At 35.5% G+C, this 13,333-nt stretch carries 12 protein-coding genes and 1 tRNA gene; 5 read left to right on the forward strand and 8 right to left on the reverse strand.

Annotated features, from left to right (window positions below; all coding sequences use genetic code 11):
• Both KO464_00285 and KO464_00290 read right to left on the reverse strand, forming a co-directional pair.
• A partial coding sequence (locus KO464_00285; protein MCC7571812.1) for a hypothetical protein occupies positions 1 to 966 on the reverse strand: 966 nt, incomplete at its 3' end.
• Between the two features lie 70 nt (positions 967 to 1,036).
• Positions 1,037 to 2,293 (reverse strand): adenosylhomocysteinase, encoded by a 1,257-nt coding sequence (locus tag KO464_00290; protein MCC7571813.1) that lies wholly within the window; start codon positions 2,291 to 2,293, stop codon positions 1,037 to 1,039.
• Between the two features lie 106 nt (positions 2,294 to 2,399).
• Here KO464_00290 and KO464_00295 point away from each other — a divergent pair, with 106 nt between their 5' ends.
• Positions 2,400 to 3,608, forward strand: a complete 1,209-nt coding sequence (locus KO464_00295; GenBank protein MCC7571814.1) for an FKBP-type peptidyl-prolyl cis-trans isomerase — start codon at positions 2,400 to 2,402, stop codon at positions 3,606 to 3,608.
• A gap of 24 nt (positions 3,609 to 3,632) precedes the next feature.
• Positions 3,633 to 4,631: a signal peptide peptidase SppA gene (gene sppA, locus KO464_00300; protein MCC7571815.1), complete on the forward strand. Its 999-nt coding sequence runs from the start codon at positions 3,633 to 3,635 to the stop codon at positions 4,629 to 4,631.
• Here sppA and KO464_00305 read toward each other — a convergent pair.
• The gene (locus tag KO464_00305; protein MCC7571816.1) at positions 4,609 to 5,379 is read right to left on the reverse strand and encodes a C15orf41 family protein; all 771 of its coding nucleotides are present in this window, start codon (positions 5,377 to 5,379) and stop codon (positions 4,609 to 4,611) included. The genes sppA and KO464_00305 overlap by 23 nt on opposite strands.
• 60 nt (positions 5,380 to 5,439) lie before the next feature.
• On the opposite strand from KO464_00305, the gene prf1 reads away from it, so the two are divergent.
• Positions 5,440 to 6,678: a peptide chain release factor aRF-1 gene (gene prf1, locus KO464_00310; GenBank protein ID MCC7571817.1), complete on the forward strand. Its 1,239-nt coding sequence runs from the start codon at positions 5,440 to 5,442 to the stop codon at positions 6,676 to 6,678.
• Between the two features lies 1 nt (position 6,679).
• Here prf1 and KO464_00315 read toward each other — a convergent pair whose 3' ends face one another.
• Positions 6,680 to 7,387 (reverse strand): helix-turn-helix domain-containing protein, encoded by a 708-nt coding sequence (locus KO464_00315; GenBank protein ID MCC7571818.1) that lies wholly within the window; start codon positions 7,385 to 7,387, stop codon positions 6,680 to 6,682.
• Positions 7,388 to 7,471: 84 nt separating this feature from the next.
• Between KO464_00315 and KO464_00320 the strand changes: the two genes are divergently transcribed.
• Together KO464_00320 and KO464_00325 are read left to right on the forward strand one after the other, a co-directional pair.
• Positions 7,472 to 8,515 (forward strand): DUF362 domain-containing protein, encoded by a 1,044-nt coding sequence (locus tag KO464_00320; GenBank protein MCC7571819.1) that lies wholly within the window; start codon positions 7,472 to 7,474, stop codon positions 8,513 to 8,515.
• A gap of 301 nt (positions 8,516 to 8,816) precedes the next feature.
• Positions 8,817 to 10,232 (forward strand): aldehyde dehydrogenase family protein, encoded by a 1,416-nt coding sequence (locus KO464_00325; protein MCC7571820.1) that lies wholly within the window; start codon positions 8,817 to 8,819, stop codon positions 10,230 to 10,232.
• Positions 10,233 to 10,259: 27 nt separating this feature from the next.
• Here KO464_00325 and KO464_00330 read toward each other — a convergent pair whose 3' ends face one another.
• From KO464_00330 to KO464_00345, 4 genes are all read right to left on the reverse strand, one after another.
• Positions 10,260 to 11,594, reverse strand: coding sequence for a citrate/2-methylcitrate synthase (locus tag KO464_00330; protein ID MCC7571821.1), 1,335 nt, complete (start codon positions 11,592 to 11,594; stop codon positions 10,260 to 10,262).
• Positions 11,595 to 11,755: 161 nt separating this feature from the next.
• Positions 11,756 to 11,833: transfer RNA gene (locus KO464_00335), tRNA-Pro, on the reverse strand.
• A gap of 47 nt (positions 11,834 to 11,880) precedes the next feature.
• The gene (gene phoU, locus KO464_00340) at positions 11,881 to 12,531 is read right to left on the reverse strand and encodes a phosphate signaling complex protein PhoU (protein ID MCC7571822.1); all 651 of its coding nucleotides are present in this window, start codon (positions 12,529 to 12,531) and stop codon (positions 11,881 to 11,883) included.
• Between the two features lie 9 nt (positions 12,532 to 12,540).
• Entirely contained in the window at positions 12,541 to 13,317 is a 777-nt protein-coding gene (locus KO464_00345; GenBank protein ID MCC7571823.1) for a phosphate ABC transporter ATP-binding protein, read from the reverse strand.
• Between the last annotated feature and the right edge of the window lie 16 nt (positions 13,318 to 13,333).

The following is a 13,333-nucleotide window of genomic DNA, read 5'->3' on the forward strand; positions in this document are numbered from 1 at the left end:
CCCGTATGTAAGCATACACTTTATTTCCATTTCTAGTATCTCACCTAAGGTAATAAAATCTCTTGCAAGTTTTTTTGCCACATTTGCATCCTTAATCTTAGCATTTTTACCAACGGGGATATCTATAACTACTTTTTCAGATCCCGAGGCTTTTTTCTTTGCAAGTATGCTGGCAAGAAGTAAAGATTGGGGGTCTAATCCAAGAGGATTCCTTATTTTTATCAATTTATCATCGGCTATCGCTAAATCGACTCCCCCGCCCCATACTATGCAACACCCTATCTTATCGACAATCCTTTCAATCTCATCTTTGTGAAAGCTGACATCACATAGTAACTCCATTGTATCTGTTGTTCCTGCTGCACTTGAAATGGCTCTTGAGGATGTTTTAGGAATAGTTAAACCTGCGGCACCTAGGATAGGAACTATCACCATAGTAGTCCTATTCCCCGGAACTCCACCTATACAGTGTTTATCAAAAATAGGTTTTCTTTTAATATCCAAAGTTTGGCCGGTATTTACCATACTATTGATAAGATTAATTACCTCTCCATTAGAAAGCCCTCTTGTGTAAATTGCAGACACAAAGGCAGAAAGCTCAACATCACTTAATCTATTTTCAACTGTATCTTGGATTATACTATACAGCTCTTCTTTGGATAGAGAATCACCATCTAATTTTTTCTTTATGAAATGAACAGAATCTGGGGGAGGGGCTAACGTTACTTCAGCATTAGTACTACATGATAAATCTAATTTATCACATAAGTATTCATAAAGCCCTATTTCACCCTTTGTCACTACTTTTTCTGTTAAATCTACAACGGCGACAAATTCTTCATTGCCCAACTTGACATTAACCCTGCCCAATCTTCTGACTCCGATGAACTTAGCATCATCTTTGTGCATTAGAACAAGAGGATAATCTGTCGCTTCAATATCAAGTGTTTTAATCTTAAATAACATTAAATCCCCCTTATAAAAAGAATAAATAAGAGTATTTATAGCTACCCCTATAAAAAGAATAGAATATAATCTATGTTCCTGCGGTCCAAGAAGAAAGATATTCTTCTTGCTCTTTTGTCAAGGTGTCTATTGAAATGCCCATTGATCTTAGCTTTAAAGTGGCGATTCTTCTATCGATGTTTAGAGGAACGGGATAAACTTTATTCTCAAGTTTTTTACCTTCTTTAGAAAGATATTCTGCTGACAAAGCCTGATTTGCAAAGCTCATGTCCATGACTGAAGCGGGATGTCCTTCTGCTGCGGCAAGATTAATTAATCTGCCTTCCCCAAGAAGGTATATTTTCTTACCCTCTCGTAATGTATACTCTTCAACAGAATCTCTAATTACTCTTTTTGATGAAGATAATTTTTCTAGAGAGTTTATGTCAATCTCAACATTGAAGTGACCTGAATTTGCAACAATGGCGCCGTCTTTCATGTTTCTAAAATGTTCTTCTCGTATAACATTGATATTTCCTGTTACGGTAACAAAGATGTCCCCAATCCTAGATGCTTCTTCCATTTTCATTACCTGAAACCCATCCATTGTTGCTTCTATAGCTTTGATAGCGTCAGCTTCAGTAACTATGACTTTTGCACCCATGCCGCTTGCTCTCGTAGCAACTCCTTTGCCACACCATCCATATCCTGAAACGACAAAGTTTTTTCCTGCTAACAAGACATTTGTAGCTCTTATAATCCCGTCTAGAGTACTCTGCCCTGTGCCGTATCGATTATCAAAGAAATGTTTTGTCATGGCATCGTTTACAGCTATAATAGGATATTTCAATACGCCTTCTTTTTCCATGCTCTTAAATCGGATTACGCCGGTTGTGGTTTCTTCTGTACCACCTATTATCTCTGAAAGAACATCGTTTCTTTCTTTCATTATCGTAGAAACAAGGTCTCCTCCATCGTCCATTGTGATATTTGGTTTAGCATCCAATACCTTGTTTAGATGGTCGTAGTATGTATCTCTCTCTTCACCCCTGATGGCAAAAACAGAAATTCCATAATCCTTTACAAGTGATGCGGCAACATCATCTTGAGTGCTTAAGGGATTTGAAGCGCAAAGAAAAACTTCAGCACCCCCTTCTTTTAAAGCGATCATTAGATTTGCTGTTTCCGTTGTAACATGGAGACAGCATCCAATTTTGTAACCTTTAAGTGTACTATTTTTTTTAAACTCCTCTTTAATTAGTGCTAATACAGGCATTTCTCTCTGTGCCCACTCAATTCTCAGCTTCCCTTTTTCGGAAAGTGAAAGATCTTTCACATCGCATAGCATCTACTCACCTGAAAAAGTTTCCAAAGAAAGACTTATAAATGATTGTATTGGCATTGATATACGTGAGTTAATGAAAAAGTACATTTTTATAGTTATTTTAACGGCAATGTTACTCCTTTCGGCAGGTTGTGCCATAGAAAAAAAGGTTGAAAAAGGAGATACGGTAAAAGTTGACTATATTGGAAAACTTCAAGATGGAACAGTTTTTGATACATCCATCTTAAATGAAGCTCAAAGCGCAGGAATATACAATGCTGAGAGAATTTATGAGCCTTTAACATTGAAAATAGGAGACGGATCAACTATTCCTGGATTTGAAAATGGGCTTTTAGGTATGAAGGAAGGAGAGTCAAAGACTCTTGCAATACCTCCCGAACAGGGTTATGGCCCAGAAGATCCTAACTTAAAGTTTAGCCAGACAAAAATCTTAGAAGAAATACCAAAAACTGAAGAGATTACAAGATTTGAAGAAATTCCAAGAACTTTCCAGGCTACAATTAGCTCATTTGTTAACCGATATCAAAGACAGCCCACAGTTGGTATGGTCATCGACTTAGTAGATTGGCCAGGCCAAGTTGTTCAAGTTACCGGAACAGATGTCGTCATAGAACATAAGCCTGAAGTTGGAAAAACTATAACTAATGAGATTGCAACTTTTACAATAACAGAGATTAAAGCTTCAACTATAGTATTAAGATACGACCCCAAAGTTGGCGATCTTTTACCGACTGAATACGGAAATTTAATGGTGCTTGAAGTAACTGACACAACTATGAAAGTAGAGGCGCTGCCACAGAAACAAATAGAAACAATTTTTGGAATGGCAACTGTTATCGAGTCAGGCAACAAATATGTAATAAGAGTAAATCCATCAGTTGGAGACGATATAATATATCAAAACCAAATAGGTAAAGTAGTTGAAGTTACAGCAGATAGTTTTGTTGTTGATTTCAATCATCCACTTGCAGGTGAAACTCTATACTTCACAGTAACAGCTGTAATCATCCAAAAAGGTCAGGAATCAGGATTCTTCGAGAAATACAGGCTTTTAATATTTGGTAGTCTTTTAATAGTCGTATTTGCAGCTGCATATGTATTCATGACCAAATTCTATTCAAAAGAAGAAAAAGAAAAGAAAAAAGATAAACCAAAAAAGAAAACTAAAGCCGCCAAAGAAGAAATGAATGGCGAACTAAAAGAACTCGCATCAACTGTTGAAGAAGTGCAGAAAGACCTGGATACTAAGGAAGAGACAAAGGCCAAACCAAAGAAATCAAAAGCAAAGAAAAAGACTTCAAAGAAGAAAAAAGAGTGATACATTTTAAGGTGAAAATCTAAAATGAAATATAATAATAAATTTTTATTTTTAATATTTGCTATTTTAGTTCTTATAACAGCAACAATTGGTTGTAATTTTAATTTAGACGATATTGGCATATCCTCAGGCAACGGTGGTGTGTCAAGCAGCGGAGAAATTGATATTCTAAAATCCAAACTTTCTGCCTACGAATCCCAAGAGTCGATGGAAAATCAGGAAATACAGAGACTAAGAGAAGAAATTGACAGAATAAAGAATGAGAATATCCCCCTTAATGGTAACATAGCAGTTGTAAGGATATTTGGGATATTGGACCAAGAAGATGTCTTGCCCATTACTTCCCAGTTAAGAAAGCTTGCTGAGGATAGAGAAGTAGGCGGCGTAGTTTTATGGCTTGACAGCCCAGGTGGTGGAGTTTCTGCAGTGACAGAAATTTACGATGAGGTCCAAAGATTGAATATGAGAAAACCTGTTGTTGCCTATGTTGGAGGGGTTGCTGCGTCTGGTGGTTATTACTTGGCAGTTGCAAGTGATAAGATAGTAGTAAAACCTGATGCCATTTTGGGAAGTATTGGAGTAATATATGTCCATGAAGATTTAACAGAATACTTCAAAATGTTTGGTATAAAAATAGAAGTAATTAAAACTGGCGAAGATAAGGATCTTGGAGCTCCTTGGAGACCTTTGACAGATGATGATCGAGAGAATATCCAGAATATGATTAATGAAGATTTTGATAGATTCGTCTATGTTGTATCAAAAGGAAGAAATCTCTCAATTGAAGAAGTTCTAAAATATTCTGACGGAAATATATGGAGCGGTACCCAAGCAGTTTCTTACAAACTTGCTGACAGAGTAGGCACTCTTGATACAGCGATAGAAGAATTAAAAGTTAGTGCAGGACTTAAAAATCCAAAGGTAGCATTTATTCAGATTTCTGATGATGGTAGTATTTCAAACATGAGCTATGAATATATGAGATACCAATACGAGCCTTCTATACGTATTCAAAAGAAGTAAACGTTTTTTCAAAGAAATCTTTGTCAACTACTAAGACTCTTTTATCTGTAATAATGTCGTCAATATACCCTTTCCAGTAAACAACTATGCCAGGGCCAAAAAGAGAAACATAATGCTTTAACTGTTTATTATAATCCTGCTTAAATTCTATATAGTCACAAAAACTAGCCTTGCTTTCAAACCAAAATACTTTTCTACCTCTTATTTTAATTGCTTTTTTTAATAGAAAATCGGGAGTTTTACCAGACCCTAGTTTTCTTAAATCATCTTCCCTTAAGAATTGAATCTCTTTTTTATCCAGATAAACTTTTAACATTTCTTCACCATTTTTACCATTCTCTCTTTGAATTTTAGAGGATTGAGGTGAATAAGCAATATCAAAGTCAATCGCTTTTTTAATTTCATTCTTTATTCTTTCGTCATCGATTGAATCTGGATTATGCATAATATTTTTGATATCTTTCTTATTAATGCCCTTTTCCTTAAGAATCATCGTTGCAATTAATATTGGTGAAAAGGATAACTTTGAAGCTATGTCAAAGAAGGAGAGGCCTTTATCCCATAGCTTCACGATTTCTCGAATTCTATTCATTATAGGGTAATAATCTTTCTTAACATTTCTGACTGTTTTTTGAGATAATATTGAAAGCAAAACGTCTTCTTCGATTCCATATTTATTCGATAGTTCCGGTACATCGTCTCTTGTATTTATAGACTTGTAGATTTCCATGAAGACTTGTTTTTTCATTGGTCCACTCTATTGCAAGATGTAGGAACACTTTTAAATATTTTCTATCATTTCTTGATTATGGATAACAAAGAGCTCTATGAGCTTAAGAAGCAGCTCAAGTTTCTTTCAAAGATTAGGGGCAGACATACAGAACTTGTTTCAGTTTATATCCCTGCGGGATATGAAATTTCTAAAGTAGCTGCGCAGATTAAAGATGAGCAAGGAACTGCTACAAATATTAAATCTAAAGGAACTAGGAAAAACGTTCTTTCTGCTCTAGAAAGGGTAATGCAGCACTTGAGATTATATAAAATGACTCCGCCTAATGGACTTATTATCTTCTCAGGCAATATCTCTGAAGATGAAGGAAATCCGAAGATAGAACTCTTTACACTTAATCCTCCTGACCCAATATCGGTAAGAATATACAGATGCGATCAGCAGTTTATTCTTGATCCGCTACTTGACATGATTGAGGATAAAAGAGTCTTTGGTCTAATCATTGTTGAAAGAGGGGAAGCAAGTATAGGTCTTCTAAGAGGTAAAAAGGTAGAGCTACTTAAACATATGGTATCAAGAGTTCCTGGAAAGTTCAGGGCTGGTGGACAGTCTTCAGTGAGATTTGCCAGGTTAAGAGAAATTGCAGCTGATGATTTCAAAGAGACAGTTGCCCATAACGCGAATGAAATTTTTTTAGCAGAGCCCAATCTAGAGGGAATTCTTATTGGTGGTGGTGGGTATACCAAATATGAATTTGAAGAGGCGGAATATTTACACCACGAACTTAGGAAAAAAATATTGGGAGTTGTAGATACAGCATACACTGAACTTTTTGGATTAAACGAGCTTGTAGATAAGGGGTCAAAAATTTTAGAGAATTTGGACATAACAAAAGAAAAGGATATTGTGACCAGATTTCTTAAGGAATTAATTAAAAATGATAGTCTTGCAGCTTATGGAGAAAAGGAAGTTAGAAAATACTTAGAGGCCGGTGCTGTAGATTTATTACTACTCTCCGAAGGATTAAACAAAAATAGAATTAAGATAAAATGCGGATCGTGCGGTGATCTAACTGAAAAGACAGGGACAGACGAAGAGTTATTTAAATTAGAACAACAAATCTCTAGCATTCAGTGTGAAAAATGTAGTAATCTTAGCTTAAATATAGAAGAAAAAGTAGATCTTTTAGAGGAGTTGGCAGATTTGGCCCAAGAAGGAAATACAAAAGTAGAAGTAATTTCTACAGAAACCGAAGAGGGAAATCAGTTGCTTAAAGCATTTGGTGGTATTGCTGCAATTATAAGATACAGATTGTAGATTATAGTGACCTTAACCCTGTTAATAATTCTTCAAGAGTTTCTATTGGAGATAGAATAAGGGGTATTTTCTGTAATTCGGCCAATTGAACTGCGATTTCATCAACTTTTTTTGCCCCGTGTAAAACAACTATTGATGGAATTATGCCCTGTACTTTAATAGCAATCATTGGGGATCTCCCCGTTGATACCTTAGTAAATATCAAAGCCCTTTCTGAAGATAATCCATAAAGTTTAAGAAATTCTTCAGAATTTAAATTAAGAATAGCTTTGATACTATCAATAACCGTATACCCATGGACCTCCTTTCCCAAATACTCTTCATTTACCAGAATATCCCCTTGAATTGCATCAATAAGCTTTTTTGGAGATATTGGAACTGGAAATTCTCTAAGGTCAAGTACTACATCGCTTATTACTTCTTTAGCAAATCTGTGGCTGAATGAATGAATTATCTTTCCGCCTCTGTTAATATCGATCTCTATCAGGCTTTCAACAACTTTTCTAATTGTTGAAGAACCCGGAGATTTTCTCCTACCTCCCTCATAGTCACTTACAACAGAAGGAGAGATAAATAAATGATGGGCCAAATCCGTTTGGGATATGCCAAAAATCTCACGCCATTTCCTCAATGTCTGCCCAGGATCATCAGATAAAACAACTTCCCCCGCCATCATCTTAGCAAGTTGTTCCTTCGCATCTTCAAACATATAGTTAAATAGCGAATATAACTATTTAAAATTTTCGTTGAAAAGCGGAGAAAATAATAAAAATACATACTAGTATCGATATATATGGCAAATGTATATTTTGTTCCCTGGCGGCAAGACTCAGACATGATTGGCAAATTTAAAAAAATTATAAGAAAAAGTAATATTCTAGATAATATCAATAAAGAAGATAGGGTTGCGATTAAACTTCATGTAGGAGAATATAAAAATCCGGCGCATGTCCATCCTCTTTATCTTAAGGAATTAGTATCCGCACTTTTGGAAAGAGAATGCGAGCCTTTTCTCACAGACACGACAACATACTATTGTGGAAATAGGTTCTCTGCTGTGGGTATGATAAAAAACGCCTTTTATCATGGATTTTCTTTAGCCAATATAGGAGCTCCTTTTATAGTTGCAGATGGTTTAGGTAAAGATGAAGGATTTTCCGTTAAGGTCAGAGGCCCTTTAAATGAAATATTCTTGCCCAATCTTTTCAAAGAAGTTGACAAGATGATTGTGTTCAGTCATTGCAAAGGCCATGCATTAACTGGATTTGGGGGATCTATAAAAAATGTTGCTATGGGGTGTGTTACAAAAAAATCAAAACTTGCAATGCATAAATTTGTTAATTTTTGCTATGATGATGCTCTTTGCGATGGATGTGATGCCTGCAAGGATATTTGCGATCGAGAGATACCTACAATAAAAAATGGAAAAAGAATTCTTTCTCTCGAAAAAAGAGATGACTGTATGCACTGCCCAGGATGTATGGAAGCTTGTACAAGGGGTGCTATAAAACTATCAGAACTTCAAAAACTGGAACAAGTTCTTCCAATAGCTGTTGAAGGATTATTCAAAGTCATAGGAAAGGAAAATGTGTCATCAATAAACTGGGGCGCAAATATTGTAGAGTATTGTGATTGTATGCCGTTTCCAGGAAAAACTATTAGAGAGAATACTGGAATATATCTATCAAAAGATATAGTTGCAATTGACAAAGCATTTTTAGATGATGCCAAGAAAGATACTTTTATGATAGATGGGAGGCCAGATCCGGAAATACAAACTATTGAAGGGGAAAAGATTGGTATAGGTAAAATGGATTATGATCGAGTATTATTATAAAATTTAGATTAGAAATGTTGGGAACCCCCTCCTTTGAGGCCATTTTCAGGTAAAGGAGGGGATTCTTTAGGGCCCTTTTGTCATTACCAAGTGAAATCGCGCATTTCCACGGCAATGATGTATTTTTTCATAGATGATGCATGATAGTTGCTACAACAACTATCATTAATGATTAATTATCTTAATTTATATATAAAGTTTTCGGTTAATAATGACTAATTATAATGATAATTAATAATGATTATCATTGCCACGACTACAAAATCTTTTAAAATAATATGATTTAGAGCCATTGATTCTTATGAAAAATATTCTAATTGGTGGAAAATGGATTGATACGAATAATTACATAGAAGTGATAAATCCCTATACTGGAAAAGCCATAGATAATGTATCTAAGGCGTCTTCAGAGCACCTAAAGGAAGCTGTTGAATCTGCAGTTAGAGGAAGTAAAGTGATGAAAGATTTAAGCCGCCACAGAAGATACGAAATACTGACAAAAACTGCTGAGTTGATGTTGAAAAGAAAAGATGAAATTTCTAGGACAATGGCTTTAGAAAGTGGAAAACCTCTTTCATACTCAAAAGGAGAGGTATCAAGAGCACATGAGACAATTATATTGTCTGCTGAAGAAGCAAAGAGGCTCGGCGGAGAAGTCATACCTTTTGATGCTGCGCCTACAAGTTCCGATAAATATTGTTTTTACATAAGAGTTCCAGTGGGTATTGTATTGTCCATTACTCCCTTTAACTTTCCTCTAAACCTTGTGTGCCATAAAATAGGGCCTGCAATAGCCGCTGGGAATAGTGTGATACATAAACCTGCATCAAAAACTCCTTTGACTTCATTACTTTTAGGGGAGATCCTGTTAGAAGCCGGATTGCCAAAAGATGCGCTTAATATTGTTGTATGTTCTGCAGAAGATGCTGAAAACTATCTAGTCAAAAATTCTCTGATTAGAAAAATTTCATTTACAGGAAGTAAATTAATAGGAGAAAGAATAGCAAGTAATGCAGGACTAAAGAAACTTTCGATGGAACTAGGTTCCAACTCTGGAGTGATTATTGATGAAAAAACGGATATCGACAAAGCTGTGTCTGCTGTTAAGGTAGGTGCGTTTGGTTACTCTGGTCAAGTTTGTATTCATTGCCAAAGAGCTTATGTTCATGAAAGTGTTTACGAAGAATTTAAGAAAAAAATTGTTGATGTGGCGAATAATCTTATCATAGGAGATCCCCTAGAAAATGGAACAGATATTGGGCCAATGATTGATGAAAGAGAAATAGTCCGAGTCAAATCATGGTTGGATGAAGCAGCTTCCCAAGGCGCCAAAATTCTTTGCGGTGGTGAAAGAGAAGGATTTATTTTAAAACCAACTGTAATAGAAAATGTAGCTGAAGACATGAAGATAGTTAAGGACGAAACATTTGGCCCAACTCTTGCCATCATACCTTTTAGCGATTTCAAAGATGCTGTGAGTAAATTAAATAACTCGATATATGGATTACAGGCAGGCGTTTTCACAGAGAATGTCAGAAATGCATATTATGCCATTGATAATTTAGACGTTGGCGGGGTCATGATAAACGATGTTCCAACTTTTAGAATAGACTTAATGCCTTACGGCGGATTGAAGGGCTCGGGGTATGGTAGAGAAGGACCTAGATACGCTGTAGAAGAGATGACTGAAATTAAGTGCGTAAGATTTCACCTTTAGAAAAATGATAAACAAAAAATGAGGATTTTATATCCTCTTACCTATTTCAGTATAAGGAATAAAATCACCAACATGTGCATATGCAGGCCTAATTATTTTCTTACCTGAAATCAATTCTTCAATTCTATGGGCGCACCAACCAGGGATTCTGCCCATTGCAAATAGGGGAGTATAGAGCTCTTTAGGTATGTCAAGACAGTTGTATACAAATCCTGAATAGAAATCAACGTTTGCAGTTATTACTTTGTTAGATTTCTTTACTTCATAGAATGCTTCAGGCCCAACCTGTTCTATAAGCTCGTACAGCTTAAATTCATCCATCTTTCTCTTATCCTTTGCAAGTTCCCTTGCCTTCTTCTTTAGGATAACTGTTCTTGGATCTGATTTAGTATAAATTGCATGCCCTAGTCCATAAATGACACCCGTTTCATCAAAAGCTTTTCTTTCAAGGATTTTTTTTAAGTAATCTTTTACTTCTTCTTCGTCTTCCCAATCTCTAACATTATCCTTGATATTTTTCATCATTGCCATGACACTTTTATTTGCACCGCCATGCAGTGGCCCTTTTAGAGAGCCTATGCCTGCAGATATTGCAGAATATGTATCTGTTCCAGATGAACTAACTACATGAACTGTAAATGATGAGTTATTTCCTCCGCCGTGTTCTGCATGTAAAATTAAAAGAATGTCAAGTGTATCGGCCTCAAGCTTTGTAAAATTGCCATCTTCTCTCAACATGTAAAGAAAGTTTTCTGCTGCGGAATATTCGGGGTTTTGATTCCTCAATATGAGGTCTCTACCCTTAAAATAATGTCTCCTGGCATGATAAGCGTATGCAACAATTGATGGAAACTTAGCTATTAATCCAACACTTTGTCTAAGAACATTTTCTATGTTGATGTCATCTGCTTTTTTATCTAGGGCATAAAGAACTAAAACACTTCTTGCAAGCTTGTTCATTATATCGTTACTTGGGAAGTGGAGGATTACATCATTAGTAAAATTAACGGCTAAATCTCTGTTGCTCACCATTAATTCATTGAAATACTCTAATTCTTCCCATGTGGGCAATTTTCCGAAAAGCAGGAGAAAAATTATTTCTTCAAATCCATGTCTATTCTCTTTTGAGATAGCTTCTACTATGTCCTCAATTTTTATCCCCCTATATGCAAGCCTACCTTCGAGTGGGGTGAAAACTCCGTGTTTTTTTTCGTAACCTGTTACGTCCGATATTTTAGTCAAACCAACTAATACTCCACTCCCATCTTCATTTCTTAATCCCCTTTTAACATCAAATTTAGGATATAGTTCAGGATTAATTTGGTTGTTTACTTTGGCATAATCCACTAGTTTCTCAAACATATAAACACCTTTATAATAAAAATCTTGACATATGTCTTATTATCAATTAATTTTTTATTCTAATGTTTTATATTTAAGAGTTTCGGTGAAACTTTAGTTAAAAAAGATATTGAAAAAAAGCTAGAGTATTCTCTATGACAAAATAAAGTTAAAGAATTAAATGGTGGGGTCGCTGAGATTTGAACTCAGGTCCCAAGCTCCCAAAGCTCGAAGGATAGGCCAAGCTACCCCACGACCCCAATAAGTCCATGTTTAAAAATATCACTTATAAGATTTTCGTTTAATATTATTTGATTATGATTCTTTCACCATTAACCATATAGTGTATTTTTTCTGAAATCTTACAAACATGATCTCCGCATCTCTCAAGATACCTTGCTATCAGCATGTAATGAGTATAATAACTTATGCTTTTAGGATTTTCAATCATGTAAGATATGCATTCGCGCAGTATTGTATGAAAAAGATCGTCGATTGTATCGTCTCTTTTCCACATGTCGTCAATGATGGTCAAATCCTCATTTTGATATGCTTTGATAACATCATCCAGCATGCCCAAAACAATGTCCCCCATGACGATCACGCTTTTTAGTCTAGGGAACTCTTTGTTAAAGGATATCTCTCTTATATCCTTTGATATATCCTTAGAGTATATCCCAATCCTTGTTAGATAAGTGTTCATTTTCAAGGTAGCTATTATAGCCCTCAAATCTCTGGCGACTGGTTGATACAAGACTATTAATCTTTGTGCATCATCTTCAATTTTATAATCATATTCTCTAATATCTCTTCTTTGGCTGATTACTTTTTCTGCAATAGTAATATCTGAATGTTTAAGGGCATCAAGGGATTCTTTTAACATCTCTTTAGAGAGGGTTGACATTTCAACTACATCTGATTTAAGTTGCCTTAATTCTTCAACAAATTTTTCTCTCATTTTTCCAACCTATCCAAATCTTCCCATTATATATTTTTCAGTTAATTCATGTTTAGGATTTTCAAATATCTGCTGAGTATCCCCAAATTCTATAAGTTCACCTAAATACATAAATCCTGTATAATCACTTATTCTTGCAGCCTGCTGCATGTTATGTGTAACAATCACGACGGTATAATCCGTCTTTAATTCATCTATTAAGTCCTCTATCTTTGTCGTTGCTATTGGGTCAAGTGCAGAGCATGGCTCGTCCATTAAAATAATATCTGGTTGAATAGCTAAAGCCCTCGCAATGCAAAGTCTCTGTTGTTGGCCGCCTGATAATCCCATTGCAGACTCCTCTAATCTATCAGAAACTTCATCCCATATTGCAGCATCCTTCAAACTTTTTTCTACAATGGCGTTGAGATCATTCTTATTTTTAATGCCATGTATTCTAGGTCCGTATGCAATATTATCATATATTGAGCGCGGGAATGGATTTGGTTTCTGGAAAACCATGCCAATCTTACTCCTCAATGCAACAGGGTCAACTTTAGGATCAAGGATATTAATTCCTTTCCAAATTATTTTACCATTCATTCTACAGCCTAAAATTTCTTCATTCATACGGTTAAGAGCTCTAAGTAATGTGCTTTTCCCACACCCGCTTGGACCGATGAAGGCTGTTACTTTATTTTTTGGGATGTTTAAGGAAACTTTGTTGACTGCAAGTTTATCGGAATAATAAACATCCAAATTGGAAATAACTAATGATCCATCTTTCTTTTTTTCTTTATTTTCCATCCATTATCACCATAGA

It is taken from the genome of Methanofastidiosum sp., assembly GCA_020854815.1.
Taxonomy (GTDB): domain Archaea; phylum Methanobacteriota_B; class Thermococci; order Methanofastidiosales; family Methanofastidiosaceae; genus Methanofastidiosum.